The organism is Paenibacillus sp. Cedars, from assembly GCF_003184205.1.
GTDB classification, from domain to species: domain Bacteria; phylum Bacillota; class Bacilli; order Paenibacillales; family Paenibacillaceae; genus Paenibacillus_AQ; species Paenibacillus_AQ glucanolyticus.
In genome coordinates this window covers 2,103,983-2,119,257 of the sequence record NZ_CP020866.1, presented here as the reverse complement: position 1 = coordinate 2,119,257, position 15,275 = coordinate 2,103,983, and the positions used below count along the sequence as shown (strand labels likewise).

At 49.0% G+C, this 15,275-nt stretch carries 19 protein-coding genes and 1 pseudogene; 7 read left to right on the top strand and 13 right to left on the bottom strand.

Annotation, left to right across the window (positions count from 1 at the left end; all coding sequences use genetic code 11):
* Nucleotides 1–64 precede the first annotated feature (64 nt).
* The 6 genes from B9D94_RS11605 to B9D94_RS11580 form a co-directional block, all read right to left on the bottom strand.
* Nucleotides 65–1,813 carry an RNA polymerase sigma factor gene (locus B9D94_RS11605; protein WP_148247055.1) on the bottom strand — a complete coding sequence of 583 codons (1,749 nt, stop codon included), beginning with the start codon at nucleotides 1,811–1,813 and terminating at the stop codon, nucleotides 65–67.
* Nucleotides 1,814–1,990: 177 nt separating this feature from the next.
* The gene (locus tag B9D94_RS11600; RefSeq protein WP_148247054.1) at nucleotides 1,991–3,361 is read right to left on the bottom strand and encodes an LLM class flavin-dependent oxidoreductase; all 1,371 of its coding nucleotides are present in this window, start codon (nucleotides 3,359–3,361) and stop codon (nucleotides 1,991–1,993) included.
* 47 nt (nucleotides 3,362–3,408) lie between these two features.
* Nucleotides 3,409–4,218, bottom strand: a complete 810-nt coding sequence (locus tag B9D94_RS11595; RefSeq protein ID WP_148247053.1) for an ABC transporter permease — start codon at nucleotides 4,216–4,218, stop codon at nucleotides 3,409–3,411.
* Nucleotides 4,215–5,075 carry an ABC transporter permease gene (locus tag B9D94_RS11590; protein ID WP_148247052.1) on the bottom strand — a complete coding sequence of 287 codons (861 nt, stop codon included), beginning with the start codon at nucleotides 5,073–5,075 and terminating at the stop codon, nucleotides 4,215–4,217. Before B9D94_RS11590 ends, B9D94_RS11595 begins: the two co-directional genes overlap by 4 nt.
* A 39-nt stretch (nucleotides 5,076–5,114) precedes the next feature.
* Nucleotides 5,115–6,134 (bottom strand): aliphatic sulfonate ABC transporter substrate-binding protein, encoded by a 1,020-nt coding sequence (locus B9D94_RS11585; protein ID WP_172963936.1) that lies wholly within the window; start codon nucleotides 6,132–6,134, stop codon nucleotides 5,115–5,117.
* A gap of 61 nt (nucleotides 6,135–6,195) precedes the next feature.
* On the bottom strand, nucleotides 6,196–6,972 hold the full coding sequence (locus B9D94_RS11580) for an ABC transporter ATP-binding protein (protein WP_148247051.1): 777 nt from the start codon (nucleotides 6,970–6,972) through the stop codon (nucleotides 6,196–6,198).
* Between the two features lie 505 nt (nucleotides 6,973–7,477).
* On the opposite strand from B9D94_RS11580, the gene B9D94_RS11575 reads away from it, so the two are divergent.
* Both B9D94_RS11575 and B9D94_RS11570 read left to right on the top strand, forming a co-directional pair.
* Nucleotides 7,478–8,050: a thymidine kinase gene (locus B9D94_RS11575; protein ID WP_006210969.1), complete on the top strand. Its 573-nt coding sequence runs from the start codon at nucleotides 7,478–7,480 to the stop codon at nucleotides 8,048–8,050.
* Nucleotides 8,051–8,097: 47 nt separating this feature from the next.
* Entirely contained in the window at nucleotides 8,098–8,310 is a 213-nt protein-coding gene (locus tag B9D94_RS11570) for a hypothetical protein (RefSeq protein ID WP_006210970.1), read from the top strand.
* A 162-nt stretch (nucleotides 8,311–8,472) separates the two neighbouring features.
* On the opposite strand, the gene B9D94_RS11565 is transcribed toward B9D94_RS11570, so the two are convergent.
* Nucleotides 8,473–9,339 (bottom strand): YitT family protein, encoded by an 867-nt coding sequence (locus tag B9D94_RS11565; RefSeq protein ID WP_006210971.1) that lies wholly within the window; start codon nucleotides 9,337–9,339, stop codon nucleotides 8,473–8,475.
* Nucleotides 9,340–9,447: 108 nt separating this feature from the next.
* Nucleotides 9,448–10,056 carry a TetR/AcrR family transcriptional regulator gene (locus B9D94_RS11560; RefSeq protein ID WP_006210972.1) on the bottom strand — a complete coding sequence of 203 codons (609 nt, stop codon included), beginning with the start codon at nucleotides 10,054–10,056 and terminating at the stop codon, nucleotides 9,448–9,450.
* Nucleotides 10,057–10,320: 264 nt separating this feature from the next.
* On the opposite strand from B9D94_RS11560, the gene B9D94_RS11555 reads away from it, so the two are divergent.
* Together B9D94_RS11555 and B9D94_RS11550 are read left to right on the top strand one after the other, a co-directional pair.
* Nucleotides 10,321–11,166, top strand: a complete 846-nt coding sequence (locus B9D94_RS11555) for a CPBP family intramembrane glutamic endopeptidase (RefSeq protein WP_253806136.1) — start codon at nucleotides 10,321–10,323, stop codon at nucleotides 11,164–11,166.
* 176 nt (nucleotides 11,167–11,342) lie between these two features.
* Nucleotides 11,343–11,993 (top strand): TVP38/TMEM64 family protein, encoded by a 651-nt coding sequence (locus B9D94_RS11550; protein WP_006210974.1) that lies wholly within the window; start codon nucleotides 11,343–11,345, stop codon nucleotides 11,991–11,993.
* An 85-nt stretch (nucleotides 11,994–12,078) separates the two neighbouring features.
* On the opposite strand, the gene B9D94_RS31460 is transcribed toward B9D94_RS11550, so the two are convergent.
* Nucleotides 12,079–12,483 (bottom strand): GNAT family N-acetyltransferase, encoded by a 405-nt coding sequence (locus B9D94_RS31460; RefSeq protein WP_253806135.1) that lies wholly within the window; start codon nucleotides 12,481–12,483, stop codon nucleotides 12,079–12,081.
* On the bottom strand, nucleotides 12,455–12,973 hold the full coding sequence (locus tag B9D94_RS31455) for a hypothetical protein (protein WP_253806134.1): 519 nt from the start codon (nucleotides 12,971–12,973) through the stop codon (nucleotides 12,455–12,457). Before B9D94_RS31455 ends, B9D94_RS31460 begins: the two co-directional genes overlap by 29 nt.
* A 290-nt stretch (nucleotides 12,974–13,263) precedes the next feature.
* Between B9D94_RS31455 and B9D94_RS11540 the strand changes: the two genes are divergently transcribed.
* The 3 genes and pseudogenes from B9D94_RS11540 to B9D94_RS31450 form a co-directional block, all read left to right on the top strand.
* Nucleotides 13,264–13,536: a helix-turn-helix domain-containing protein gene (locus B9D94_RS11540; protein WP_148247050.1), complete on the top strand. Its 273-nt coding sequence runs from the start codon at nucleotides 13,264–13,266 to the stop codon at nucleotides 13,534–13,536.
* A 40-nt stretch (nucleotides 13,537–13,576) separates the two neighbouring features.
* A complete protein-coding gene (locus tag B9D94_RS11535; RefSeq protein WP_148247049.1) occupies nucleotides 13,577–13,780 on the top strand; it encodes a helix-turn-helix domain-containing protein in 204 nt (67 codons plus the stop codon).
* A 172-nt stretch (nucleotides 13,781–13,952) separates the two neighbouring features.
* Nucleotides 13,953–14,069: pseudogene (locus tag B9D94_RS31450) on the top strand (IS3 family transposase); the annotation flags it as partial.
* 37 nt (nucleotides 14,070–14,106) lie between these two features.
* Here the strand turns inward: B9D94_RS31450 and mnhG are convergent.
* From mnhG to B9D94_RS11515, 3 genes are read right to left on the bottom strand one after another with little or no spacing between them, the layout of a single operon-like run.
* The gene (gene mnhG / locus B9D94_RS11525; protein WP_036637160.1) at nucleotides 14,107–14,517 is read right to left on the bottom strand and encodes a monovalent cation/H(+) antiporter subunit G; all 411 of its coding nucleotides are present in this window, start codon (nucleotides 14,515–14,517) and stop codon (nucleotides 14,107–14,109) included.
* Entirely contained in the window at nucleotides 14,501–14,794 is a 294-nt protein-coding gene (locus tag B9D94_RS11520; protein WP_006210979.1) for a Na(+)/H(+) antiporter subunit F1, read from the bottom strand. The genes mnhG and B9D94_RS11520 overlap by 17 nt, the downstream gene beginning before the upstream one ends.
* Nucleotides 14,791–15,270, bottom strand: coding sequence for a Na+/H+ antiporter subunit E (locus tag B9D94_RS11515; protein ID WP_006210980.1), 480 nt, complete (start codon nucleotides 15,268–15,270; stop codon nucleotides 14,791–14,793). The genes B9D94_RS11520 and B9D94_RS11515 overlap by 4 nt, the downstream gene beginning before the upstream one ends.
* Between the last annotated feature and the right edge of the window lie 5 nt (nucleotides 15,271–15,275).

Sequence of the window (15,275 nt, the reverse complement as noted above, 5' to 3'; positions counted from 1 at the left end):
CAGAGTAGCCACCCGTCGAGGTGTACAAGCTTCGGGTAATCGGTGACTTCTGTTATCCCATAGCTTATTTAGTCAATTTTGCATAAATCTCTTTCAATTTAGCGACAGCCTTAATCTCCAGAGCTTTGATATCCTGTACCAACGTTATCGCCTTGGTCGATTGATCTTCGAGATTGGGCTCGCCCCCTACCGGGAAAGGGAACATCTGATGCAGCACATTGAACCGTTCACACATCCCTGCATACAACATGTTTGCCTCCTCGAACAGCCCCGTAAGCTCCGGCTCTTCACCGTTCTCTTGCGGCCAAGCTGTAATCAATTCCTTGAAGAACTCTGCCGCGTAATAACGGGCATCTCTCAGCACTTCAATGTTGTAGGCGTGACCATTGGGCTCGATCTGCCGCCCCTGCAACGATTCAAGCCAGGCATCATATGCCGCGATTCCTTTGACGGCTGTGGGTACGACGCTTTCTTTTCCTTCATATTGCTCAACGGCAGTCTCAAGGGCAAGTCGAAGCTGCTGACGGAGCGTTATATCAACGGAGCCCTCGATGACCAGAACGAATAGATCTTCCATGACACTCCTGCCCAGATTTTCGTAAGGCAGCGTATTCACTCTGCCGCACTCCTCCGCGTACAGGGTTCTGGTCTCATCATCGTACCCATACAGCGTACCGAACTCCGGGAAGAAAATATCCCATGCCAGCACAGGGTATCCCCTGTCCAGCGAGCTGTGAATGAGATCGAGGGCTCTTGGCAGCTCTTGGTGAATGCTGCGTTTGCTCATCGCTCCTTTTTCCATGAGGGCAGGATCCAGCAGGTTGGTGTTAGGTCCGATTCCGTCCGACATCCCGTCAACGAATTTGGAATGGAAACCGATGTTATGAAGTCCACGGGATAACACTTCGCCAAAGAAATAAGCGGTCGGACCGGCAATATGAACATTATTCGGTATGATGTTGATCCGGAAAGCATGCCCTGTAAGCCCCATGACCATAGGCAGCGAGAGTTTCCGGTCAGTGAATTGCAGTATTTTATAGGTGGCATCTGCAGCACTCGTCCAGGTTTTTGTTTCTTTCAGCGATCCTTCATACGGCAAAATTTTCTTTTTCATGATTCCCAAATCCCTTCTCGTCTTAATATAAGAGTCAACGGTGATACGGATTTTTTCCTGAATCACTTTCTTGCGTGACCTGGATATAATCTGATACACATTGGCCGAAGAGAGCTGAAACAGGTTGGCAATTTCTTGCGGCGACAGCTGATCGAAGAAATGGGATTCGAATATAAGCCGTTCGCGAGGCTTGAGGCATTGAATGATGCCTGTCAAAACACGCAGCGTTTCCTGCTGGAGGATTCGTTCCTCCGGCACGCTGGAGCCTGCGCTTGCTTCATTTGCGGAACGGTGGAGCCGTCCTAGAATGCTGTCCAGATTGCCCCAATTGTCCGAGCCTCCGGTACCATCTGCTCTTCCCACGCCCTCAAGCTCGGTAAATGTCTGCTCTTTAACAGCAGCGCTCCCTCTGAGTCGGGTATAGGCCTGGTTCCGGACGATCCGGTGCACCCATGGCAGGAACCGCTCTACATCAACCAGCTTGCCAAGATGCATGAAAGCGCGGATGAGCGCATCCTGCACAACGTCCTCTGCCAGATAGGACTCCCGGGTTATAGCTCTGGCATAGCCATACACCTTCGACCGATGACGCCGGACGAGTTCCCCGAATGCTTCCCGCTCCCCTGCCTGCGCATATTTCACCAACTCGCGATCTTCCATCTCATCCCATTGGACCTTGCTGTCTGCTGTCGTTGCCAATTGCTTAAACCCTCTTTCGTATCGTTGACTACTTATATGACCGGAGAAGTTCGCCATTTCTGACAATGTGATTGAAAAACATTATACCTTTTTTTGATTTTCCTTTCATGACAAAAAAAACGTCCCAAGATGACCTGTACTTCAGTCACTTGAAACGTCCTTTTAATCCCCATAGGTTTATCTAACATCCGCTGCTGCGCGCTGGACCTCTTGGCGGAAGTGCCCCACATCCGGCCGCTGAAGACCGAGATGCTCTCTCAAGGTTCGACCGCTGTATTCGGTACGGAACAATCCCCGTTCTTGCAGCACAGGGATGACGGTATTCACGAAATCGTCCAGATCGCCCGGCAGAACCGGAGGCATAATATTAAACCCGTCACAGGCGTAACCTTCAAACCAATCCTGCATCATGTCAGCCAATTGCTCGGGGGTTCCGACAAACTGCATATGTCCCCTGGAGGTTAGTATCTTTCGGCCCAGTTCCAGAATCGACAGATTGTCTTGATAGGCCATATCCATATATAACTGGACTCTGCTCTTCATGCCGTTGGAAGCCGCTACAGGGTCCGGAATGTCTCTGGGCAAGGGTTGATCCAGCGGATAACCGCTCAGGTCATAATTAAGGAAACCCGATAGAACGGTAATCGCAGACGATGGCGGTATCAACGCCTGCAGCTCATGAAACTTGCGCCACGCTTCCTCCTCGGTAGCTCCAATAACAGCTGAAAGACCCGGCATGATTTTCAGGCTTCCGCTTGCTCTCCCATACTGCGACAGCTTGGAATTGACACTGGCATAGAAATCCTGTGCTGCCTTCTTGGACTGCTGTGCCGTGAATATAACCTCACCATATTGGGCGGCAAAATCCTGCCCTGGTCCCGAAGAGCCAGCCTGAATCAGCACAGGATAACCTTGCGGCGGCCTCGGCACATTCAGAGGACCCTTCGTGGAATACCACTGTCCGGTGTAATCCACAGGCTGTACTTTGGCTCCATCGGCAAACCTCCCCGACTCACGATCAAGAACAAGCGCATCATCTTCCCAGCTGTCCCATAAACGGGTGACCACCTCCACGAACTCACGCGCCATCTCATAACGAAGACCATGTTCGGGATGTTTCGGCTTGCCATAATTATGGGCTTCAATATCGAGCTGGGACGTGACGATATTCCAGCCTACTCTTCCTCCGCTTATAAAGTCCAGGGAGGCAAACTTCCGGGCTACATTGTATGGCTCGTTGTACGTGGTGGAGACGGTTGCGGTAAGCCCCAGTCTGTCCGTAACGGTAGAGAGGGCCGATAATAACGTCAGCGGGTCCAGCATGCCGGAAGCGGAATTTTCGACCTGTGTCACATACAGCAAATCGGCAAAAAACATCATATCGAACTTTCCCCGCTCCGCGGTGGCGGCGAGTTTCTTGTACAGCTCGATTCCAAACATCCCCTCCACATCGGAATCGGCATGACGCCATCCGGCATGATGATGACCGGCATAATAGATAAACGCACCCAGATGCATTTGATGATCTCTGCGGCTCGTTGTTCCCATCTGTGTAACACCCCTTTTTTCCATATGGCCCAGCGAACGATCGCTGATCAGCCTTTATATGTCTCTCTCCACCTCAGAAGCCTGGATTCCAGCAGACGCACAACCGAATCCGACAGCTTGCCCACGATGGCAAAAATAATAATGCCCACAAACACGATATCAGTCTGCGAATACGCTCTCGCGTCTTGAATCATGTACCCGATTCCAGCACTGGTGCCCATCATCTCCGCAACAACCAGGACGAGCCAGGATACCCCGAGCGACAAGCGGATGCCCAGCAGAATGTTTGGCATCGCAGCCGGTATGATCAGGCGGATTACCAGCTGCAGCTTCGAATATTGAAAAATTCTTGATACATCATACAGCTTCACATCCACACTGCGGATGCCAAGGAAGGTGTTCACATACATCGGAAAAAACGCCCCAAGCGAAATCATGAGAATCTTCGAGAATTCCCCGATGCCAAACCAGAGAATGAACAGTGGAATCAGCGACAGCAGCGGCACTGTACGAAGCATCTGCAAGGAAGGATCAAGCGTGCGCTCTGCCATTTTGCCAAGCCCTGTTGACAATCCAAGTGCCAGCCCCGTCAATCCCCCCAGCACAAAGCCGGAGAGCGCCCGAAGGATGCTGATCTGAAAATGCTCCCACAGCTCACCGCTTAAACCCAAACTCACAAATTGCTTGGCAATCGTTAACGGTGTCGGGAGCAGCGTTGCCGATATCCACCCCAGTCCACCGGCTATTTGCCATAACGCTACAATGGCTATCGGTACAAGCCAGGCATGAAGCGGTCCCGGTACCGCCCTCAGCCAATCCTGCCCCGCAGCTTTGCGGGCGGCTATTTCACTTTTCATGACTTGTCACCACCCTTGTAGCTATCCTGCCAGCGCAGCAGCCTGCACTCAAGCCATTTTACGAGAGAATCCGAAAGCTTTCCGACGAGTGCGAACACTATGATTCCAACGAATACGACAGTCGTCCATGAGAAAGAACGCGCATCATTAATGATGTAGCCGATGCCGGAGCTGGAACCCATCAGCTCAGCCACCACCAGTCCAAGCCATGCTACGCCAATCGAGAGACGGATTCCGAGAAATATGTTAGGCAGCGAGGCCGGAACGATCAACCTGCGGATCAGATCCCACCGACTGAACTGCAGCACACGCGCAACATCAAACAGCCTGTTGTCCACTGATCGTATGCCAAGGAAAGTATTCACGTATAACGGGAAGAACGAGCCTTTGGCGATTAACAGTATTTTCGATGTTTCGCCGAAACCAAACCATAGGATGAACAGCGGCGCGATCGCTAGATGAGGAAGCGTCCTCAGCATTTGCAGCGATGGATCGACAAGCCGTTCCGCCTTATACGAGAATCCCACCCATATGCCAGCTGCCAAACCCAAGCTGCCGCCGAGTAGAAATCCGAGCAGCGCGCGCCAGGACGATATGCCAAGATGTTGAATCAATTCGCCTGTGCTCGTTAAATGAACGAGCTCATTCCAGATCGCAAGCGGAGTCGGCAGCAGGATCGGATTGAGCCAGCCCAATGCTCCCGCAGCCTGCCATACCATGACGATAACAAGGGGGACCATCCAGCCTATCAATGCATTTGTGAACTTGATCAGAAATCGTCGATCTATTCGTTTCTGGCGCCTCATCGGTTCGGCGGGTATGGCAACCGCCCCTTTGCTGATCCCTTCTTGGAGCATGTAACACGCCTCCTCTCACCTTCGTATTGTTTGTTTGTACTATTTAGATGCGGCCTCTATATATTGATTATCAAAAACCTCCTTAACCTGGATTTTCTTGCGAATGGTTTTCTGTTCGAATTGAAAATCAGCCGTTTTCTGCTGCTCAGCTATAATTTCGTCTGTTACCGGTATGTTGATGGATCTGGAGCGGTCAAAGGTCCCCTGGATCACTTCCTGGGGAACGCCCCGCTCGTCAGCATATCGCTTAAGTGCCTCTGCTTCATTCTCCTTCTCCCAAGCCAGCGTCTGGTTCAGCACTTTAAGATAGAGCGTGACGAGATCCGGGTATTGCTCGGCAAAATCCTTCCGGACAATATTGAAGGATGGGGACAGAACGCCAAGCTGCTCACCATCGGCCAGCACTTTGCCTTTCCCTGTCAATGTATTCAAGGTTATATAAGGGTCCCAAGTGGCCCATGCTTCTACCCCGCCCGATTCAAACGCAGGCTGAGCTTCATCAGGCTGGAGCTGAATAATCTCAATGTCAGACACCTTGACCCCCGCGTCTGCCAATCCCCGGTAAAGAAAGTTAAACGCGTTGCTTCCCTTCGTTACGGCTACCTTCTTGCCTTTCAGATCACTCAGAGACTGCGCCGTACTGTCAGGCGGCACAATAATGGCCACATTCTTCTGACCATGCAAGCTCTGGGAAATCACCTTAAATGGAATATCTGCCGCCTGGGCCGCGATAATCGGCATATTCCCTAAACCCGCAAAATCGAGACGATTCGACGCTATCGCTTCCGTCATCGGCGGTCCGCTCTGAAACTCTGCCCACTCCACCTTGACACCCAGCTTGCCAAACTCCTCCTCAAACCACCCTTCCTCCCGGGCCTTGCCAAACAAACCTCCGCTTCCCTGTACGCCGAGCCTGACAGTCAGATCTTCATACTGGCCGTCCGCTCCCTTCTCCACGGCACGAGTCTTGGATTGACTATCTGTGCTTGCACATCCGCAAGTCAGTACAGAAATGATGAATAGTAGAATAAACACGACTTTCTTGTTCATTGGTCTCATGATTAGCTCTCTCCCCTGTTATCTATCGTTCTGCCCGTTCAATATCGAATCGTCATGGATATTAAATGCCCGCACCTGTATCGAACTCCGGCTCTTCTACTTTCTCGAATTCACGCAGTACTTTGGTCCGCAGCTCTTGAAAAGATGATCCCGTCCGCTTGCGTGGAAACGGCAAATCGATTGGCAGGATGGAACGAATATGGCCAGGTCTGGGGTTCATAATGACCACACGCTCGCCGAGGAATACCGCCTCATCCAGATCATGGGTAACAAAGAGCATGGTCGTGCGGTTGTTTTGCCATATATCCAGCAGGACCTCTTGCATATGGGAACGTGTGAAGGCATCAAGCGCACCGAACGGCTCATCCAGCAGCAGCACATCCGGATTCCGCAGCAGCGCTCGGGCGATCGCTACCCGCTGGGCCATCCCTCCGGACAGTTCTCGGGGATAGGCCTTCTCAAAGCCTTCAAGCCGAACAAGCTCGATGAATTCATCCACTTTTTTGCGTACAGCTGCCTGCTTCAACGACAAATTTCCGGCGATATTCTTCTCCACGGTCAGCCAAGGAAACAGTCGCGGCTCTTGAAAAATGAACCCCTTCTCAATGCTTGGACCCGATACAGGTTTATCATTCAGCAGGACATTCCCCTCATACGAGGTATCGAGGCCCGCCACGATTTTGAGCAAGGTGCTCTTTCCGCATCCACTCGGTCCGATCAATGTGATGAATTCCCCTTTTCGAACCCGAAGATCAATCCCTTTCAATGCCATGACATTTCCTGTTGGGGCTACGAAAATCTTGTTGACCTGCTCAATGATCAATGTATCCGCAGACATTCCGCTCACCATCCCATACATTAATTATTCTTACCTGATTACTTGGTTAAAAGAGTGCAAGAAAAACGTCTAGCGACGTAATTTCCCAGAAGACAGACCGGATAATAGCGAAACGCTTTCTTATGAGATAAGGCGACAAGCCTCTTCAAATACATGCATATGCTTATCTCAATAAAAAAGGAGATATTACGCTTGTCTAAGTACTTCCAATAGCTCGTACTTGTTCACAGGCGCGATATCTCCAGTTATCTGGTCGATTATCTTGGTATTCATTTTGTATGCCGTTATATTACAACTGCTGATAAAGGTTGTCAAACCTTTTTTCGTTCCGGACTCACTCCCCTGCATGTCAGAATATGTTCATACCTGCCAATGGACACCGGCGCCCAATAATGCGACAATATACTCTGCATGTCATACGATATATAATGTAAAAAAAAGTGTTTCTACGCAACACCTGCACGCTTATGCTTCAAGTCGCATTTATCAGGAAAGGAACGAAAGCATGGCTCAATTATTTTTCAAACACGGTTCTATGAACAGTGGTAAATCGATCGAGATTCTAAAAGTTGCTCACAATTACGAAGAACAGAACAAACCTGTGCTTCTCTTCACATCCGCCATTGATGACAGGGATGCCGTCGGTTATGTATCATCACGCATCGGTCTGCGCCGGGAAGCGATACCCGTTACGGAAAGCACCGATATCTACGGCATCGTGAAGGACCATCAGCCTAAGCCATACTGCGTTCTGGTGGATGAATGCCAATTCCTTACCAAGGATAGCATCCTTCAGCTCGTTCGGATTGTAGATGAGCTTGACGTGCCTGTGATGGGCTTCGGGCTGAAGAATGATTTCCGCAACGAGCTGTTTGAAGGCAGCCGCTGGATGCTGATTTACGCCGATAAAATCGAGGAAATGAAAACGATCTGCTGGTTCTGTGAGCGGAAAGCTATCATGAACCTTCGGGTCATTGATGGGAAGCCCGTATATGACGGCGAGCAGATACTGATTGGCGGGAACGACACCTACTTCCCTGTCTGCCGGAAATGCCATACCAATCCCCCATTATCATAGGACGTTGTATTCAATCCATCATTCAAACTTAAGGAGCAGGATGATCCATGCCTATTGTCAGACCATTATTGACCGATCAGGATTTTCAGGAAGTAATGGAGCAGCAGATCCGTATCCGCATATTCAAGGACAATCATCTGATCGATTCCGGGAGTCTCGTTATTCGGTTTACCGACGACACCATCATTACGCAGTCCAGTGTCAGTTCGCTCGGTTATCATAAACGGGATGCATGCGAATTTTTCGAAGTACGGAAGTAATGGAGCGATTGCCTGAGCGATTGTCCGAGCAGACCTTGATCTTAGGAGTCTCTCCCATAGCTTCAGGCAATCAAATCTCTTCCCCCTCCCCAATAAAAAAACGGTCTTCTGCAGAAAAAATCTGCAAAAAACCGCTGATCATCCATCCATAACTGCTGTCTTCTAGTGAATATCGGCCTTCGCCATACTTCCACCAAGCACGTCCGCTACATTCTGAATCGAAATAAACGCATTCTTGTCAATCTCCTGCACTACGGTCTTCAGCTTCGCAATCTCAAGCCTTGTCACAACGCAATATATCATTTGCGTGTCCTCTTGAGAGTACCCGCCCTTTGCATATATCATGGTGGTGCTGCGGCCCAGACGCTGCACGATCGCACTTGAGATTTCTTCGTATTCATTGGATATAATCGTAACGGATTTGGACTCGTCCAAGCCCTCTACCACAATATCCATCACTTTTGCCGCTATATAGTAAGAGAAGATTGAATACATGGCTGAATCTGCACCGAACACAAACCCTGCCGTGATGAAAATAAAGACGTTGATGATCATGATGATCTGTCCGACTGGCATTCGCAGCTTTTTGGACAGCAGAATGGCCACGATCTCCGTCCCGTCAAGAGCCCCCCCATAACGGATAACAAGGCCTACTCCAAGACCCAGAATCAGCCCACCGAACAGTACCGCCAGAATTTTCTCGTTCGTAAACGGTTCTACATGATGAAGGAATGTTGTCGCGAGCGACAGCACTACGATCCCGTACAAGGTCGAGAACGCAAACGTTTTGCCTATCTGCTTGTAACCGATAAACAGAAACGGCAAGTTGATGATGAAGAGGAACACACCGAGTTTGATAGGTGTAATCGATGATAATACGATAGAAATACCGGTAATACCACCGTCGATAATTTCGTTTGGCACGAGGAATATCTCAAGCGCCACGGCCATCAGGATAGCCCCGATCGTAATAAAGATGAACCTTTTTAGAATCTCGCCGACTGTCATTTTTTTGTGATGTTTGACCATGCCATTCTCCTTTTGTATCTTTTTTCACACGATAATACCTGTCGAAGAACCATTGTATTAAAAAATTGATCGGCATGTCAATATTGACACAGTAATACGCACGGAACTTTAGGGCATTATCAGCTCATCGATACACAAGGATTGCAGATGCTGATCGATGATCTTCTCGATCTTATCCTGCGTGAGCTGCTGCGGTCTCATGATATGGTGAATCGCCAATCCATCAACCAATGCGTATATTCGCTCCTTCTCATATTCAAGATCCAGCTCCGGTTTAGCAAGCTTATGGGTGACCAGGGAATCGATGACGAAATGACATGCTTTCGTTAAACCATCATACATCTCATCGTTTATCTTCCGTAATTCGGGATAGATGAGCGCTTTGGCAACAAACGACATCCATACCTCCATTTCCATCGTTCTATCCTCATCCATCGGAAGAAATTGCATCAGCACCAGCTTCATATCCGAGAACACTGGCCCCTTCAATGATAAGGACGTTAAGCGTTTCTCAATCCGTTCAATAATGAGGTTCATGCAAAAGGCCAGCAGCTCAGCCTGACTTGAGAAATAATGCCGCATGGAGCCTACGGACAAGCCGGCCTCTTCCGCAATATTACGTACCGTTGCTTTTTCCAGTCCACCCTTCTGAATAACCCGCAGAGCCGCTTCGGCAACCCATTCTCTTTGTTTATCATGATCTACTATTTTTGGCATACCTCCATTATACACCTCCAACTTTTTTTAATACAGCGTACTATAATCAAGCATTAATCTCTCTTCAGCTGGAGCCAGATACTCCTAAAAATGGGTTTCCTCTGTGGAACACCTTGATAGAAAAAATACTATACATATTAATGGTACAAGAGAAACGAACACCGCATCGTGTTCCAGGAGAGGAGAGATCTGGTCATTCGTACATCAACTGAATCGAGTACTCATCATGGAATATCCCGGATATTCCGTGATCAAGAAGGCCGATTGAATTTGTTCTGGCGTATCGCCTTCGGCTGGCTGGCATTTGTGATAGGGCTCGGACTTGCCGTAGTCATTGCCACGGCCGCAGGCACTTACGGCATTCCCACACTCGGTCTGCAAATCCTCCTTGCCGTTGTAACGACTAGCGTTACAGTGCCGCTGATTTATCTGCTTAGGCGTTATGCGGACCGGCGTCCATGGAGCGGGCTTGGTCTAAGCTCACCGCCATCGGGGCTTCGTTATTTCCTTCTCGGCATTGGCTTTCTGGCACTTGTTACGGCAGTGGCCCTGCTGCTGGGAAGCGCCTTCGGATGGCTCCGGGTTGTCGCTCTCCATTTACCGGCAGTTACTCTGCTCGTCATGCTCATCAACATTCCCATTGCCTTTTTCTATGAAGCCTTTCCTGAAGAGCTCACCTTCCGGGGGTATTTGTTCCGTAATTTAAACACCCGTTATCCGCGCTGGCTTGCGCTAATCCTCCAGGTCTTCTTATTCGTTCTTGCACCCATCGCCGTAACTGGATTCATGGTGGCGGCAGGACTGGGTACTTGGGATCTGATTACGGTACAGTATATCGTTAATTTAATCGCTTTTGGCACGGTACTGCAGCTGCTCCGTATCGTATCCAACAATCTGTGGATAAATATCGGCTTTCACCTGACTTGGCTTGAGATGGTCCGATACGTTGTCGTGCCTTCCGAATATGCCATCGTCGAGATCGAATACGTATCCATCTGGGGCAATTATATGGTAACGATAGGTTCCGTCATCATCGGGATCATTGTACTGATTATTTGCTCCCTGCGGGGCAGGCACAGAGTCGACTGGAGCCGAATAGAACCGGATTAATCAAACATGAAGCAGATAAGCTCAAACTCAACCGAAATCGGAAGAGTTTGAGCTTCTTTTGTAGCAGGACAACTGCGATTTATAATATAGCTTCCGGTTATGCTATAATGTAATTCATCTGTAATCGACCAGAAATTACATAATTTTACCCTAGGCAGGGAGAGGATTCACTCATCATGTTGGAATGGCTTCAGAATGTATGGACCCATATGAAAGATATTGATATGGATCAAGTGCAGGGATGGCTTCAGCAGTACTCCCAGCTGGGACCCATCCCGGGCATATTGCTTCCATTTATAGAGGCGTTTCTTCCCATCCTGCCGCTTATCGTGCTGGTGATGGGGAATTCCGCTGCTTATGGCTTATGGTGGGGATTCTTCCTGTCATGGATTGGCGTCTGCCTTGGATCCATTACGGTGTTTTGGATTGTTCGCAAGCTGGGAGGCAAGCTGGGCCTGCTTATCCAAAAAAGAATGCCGGGATCTCAGCGTTTTTTCCACTGGATTGAGGAGAAGGGATTTACCCCCATCTTCATGCTGTACTGCTTTCCCTTCACCCCGTCCTCGCTGATTAACATCGCCTCTGGCATCAGCACGGTATCGGCAACAACGTTCACGATAGCCGTAATGGCGGGAAAGTCCGTTATGATCTTTATGGTCGCTTTCATCGGACATGACTGGAGAGCGTTCGTTGAGCAGCCCTGGCGCATTCTCATCGCCGCTTTGGTACTGTGGCTACTGTGGCTGGCCGGCAAGAAGATGGAGAACCGCTACCACCATGAAGATCAGCCTGACGGCGCGTCAAGCAATAAGAATACGAAGCCATAGTGGACTCATGACAAGACCCGCCCATCCCATAACAAGGACAGGCGGGTCTTGTCGTGAAGAAGCAAGCGTTCATCCCGTTATCTGATTACACTCCACTCGATTTAACGCGCAGGGCAGTAAGCTTATGAACAGTGTCAAACCCGGTGCTGCGGTACAGCTGGATCGCTCCTTCGTTCCCCAGTTCCACGCATACCGAAATCTCCTCCAACTGGATGTTATGGAATAAATAATGCAGCGCTTGTCCGAGCAGCGTGCGTCCGTAACCTTTTCTTTGGAATTGGTCGGACACGGCCAAGTATTCAATGCTGCCTTCCTTGAATTCAGGATCTCCTTCCACATAAACATAACCAGTGAATCGGCCTTGTTCAGTAAGGATAAACAGCCTGTGATTCTCATCCAGCTGCTGCATAATGTGCTCTGCACTGTAATAGGTATTCGGAAAGCTTGCTGCATGGAGTTTCTTAAACTCTTCCGTGTACGCAGGCGTCATTCTGCAGAGAAAGGGAGCCATCCGGGATGAAGTCGGCGTTTCGCATTCGCAGAATAGCGTGATCTCCCGATCTCACCCCGCCTTTGGCCTCCAGGAATTTAATGGCAGACTGATTATGAATATTATAAAAACCAAAATATCGATCCACGCTGTCCTTAATCTTTTTAATTCCGGCAGTCCATAGCTGCTCCGCCATCCGATCCCACTCAGCGCCTTCCGCATCGATGAAAGGGCCCCATAATTCAGCTGCACGCTCTTCATCGTCCACGTTGAATCCTAGAGCTCCTACCATCTCATCTTGATGATACATAACCGTAAACCACCGGTTTAGCTCCCCTGATTCACCGAACTCCTCCTGGAGTGTGCTGTATATCTCCTCTTCCTGTTCACCGCAATAGCCTACATGATGTTGATGGATCGCATTCAATCTTGCAATAAAGGACGACAGCTGCTTCAGCTGGAGACGACCGTTCTCACTGCATATTGTCATATGAATTCTCCTTGCCATGAATAATCTTATTTCTGGTGGACAGCCATCAAAAGCATGCCCTGCACCATGGACCCGGACCACTCATCGTGCGGACAGGGGACACTACGCACGATGTCACATTCCTGTCCTTGCTGCCAATGATTTACTTCATGATCCCCTATTGCAAATTCTACCACATGAATGAAACTACCTGCCTGAAACAGAAAAAGGGCTGCCCCGATTCTGATATGCTCCCCTTACGGTAGACAGGTGAAATAATAACACCTGTTTTCGTGAGGGGAGCATTTTTTATGTGTGGAATAAAGCGAAGTGTATCAGAGAAATATGCCATTATTCAAGAGATCAGGTTGGGCAAAATTGGAGTTAAAGCTGCAGTTGAAAAATACGGTATTTCTAAATCAACCCTTGCCAAATGGAGACGCCGTTATGAGATTTACGGCTATGAAGGGCTAGAAGTTCGGACCCATAATCGAAGCTACTCTGCGGAACTCAAACTTCAAGCCGTACTGGATTATTTAAATAGTGGACGATCAAAGTATCAGATTATCGACAAGTATAAATAGTCATAGCAGCTTAAAAACCTATTCAGGGGGAACAAAAGCTATGACAAAGGGTCGATCTACAACATGGCAGGAACGGATCGATATCGTTCTGTATTGCCTTGCAAATCAACACGATTGCCAGAAGGCAGCAAAAGAACATAAGGTCTCCTACCAACAAGTGTACCAATGGGTGAAGAAGTTCGAAGATGGTGGTGAAGATGCATTACAAGACGGATGGGGAAAAAAGAAGGCCCTGAGGAACTAACAGAGACCGATCTCCAAAAACTCGAAATCAAGAAGATGAAATATGAAATGGAGCGACTTCGGGCGGAGAATGCTTTCTTAAAAAAGTTACAGGAACTCGAGAGCGAGGCGTCATTAAGACAGTATCGCCGGAATAATATTCACCTTGCTATTCAAACGCTTATTTGCATACATACCCTACCTTTGAGGAGCTTGAGAAAGACATTCACGCATATATTCACTTTTACAATAACGAACAATTACAAGTTAAATTAAACGGCCTTAGTCCGATGGAATTCAGATCTAAGGCCGCCCGCATTCTATCCGTAAATCGTCCACTCATAAACTTCAGCTTTCTTCATTTACCCCTGCTTTGGAGGAATCCACCGCCTGAGACTCGCGCATCCGCTCCCGTTCGCGTTTAAGTGCAGGCTTCAGGTCGTCGTGGACACTTTTGTCCCACATGGATACACCCGATCGATAAGCGGCCCTTCCGTTCAGGTGACCTGCCACTGGTCCCGTAATGAACACGAATACGATACCCAGCAGCAGCTTGGCGCTGACATGCTCCAGGTAGAACGTGAAATACAGGAATGCACCTGCAAGGATCAAGAGGACGCCCAAGGTAGCGCTTTTCGTAGCTGCATGGGAACGCATGTAAACATCCGGCAGGCGAATCAGGCCGAACGCACTCAATGCACCGAGCAATGCACCGAGCAGCACTATGAGTGCAATGATAAACTCACCGATCTGACTCATCATTTGTGCGTTCAATGACATCACCCCTCTCAATATATCTCGCTAGTGCAGTTGTTCCGATGAAAGTCAAAATTCCAATTAACAGGATAATGTCGAAATAGACGGTTGTCCGAAAGAGCATGCACAGGACAGCGATCATGGATAACAGAATAATACCGATCGTATCCAGCGACATAATCCGGTCGTTCATCGATGGCCCCTTAATCAAACGGTACAAGCAGCCCAGTATCGCAAGGGACAGTATGACCAGCGAAGCAATCAGCATACTGTTGATCATGTGCGGGTCACCTCCTTGATCGCCCTTTCAAAGGTACCACGGATCTGGTTCGACAGCTCTTCAACATCCTCGATGTCCATCGCATGAATGTACAGCGTCTGTCCTTCACGCGACACCTCCAGTGTCAGTGTTCCCGGCGTCAGGCAGATCAGGCAGGACAGCACCGTGATCTCCCAGTCCGATTTCAGCTCGGTTGTATAGGCGAAGATGCCTGGACGTACGTTCAGCTTCGGCCGAATAATCTGACCGATGACGGTGATGCTCGATTTAAACAGCTCGCTTAGAAACAAGAGCAGCAGCAAGATGACCGACCACAGCTTGCGCAGATAGAAATCATTCGGCCAGAAGCGTCTCAACAGGTAAATCAGCAAGATTCCGATCAGATATCCGACAATAAACTGCTGGGGGGACCAGTTATTATTCAGAAACATCCAGACAACGGCAATGATGATATTTAACAGGATTTGATGGCCCATATCCA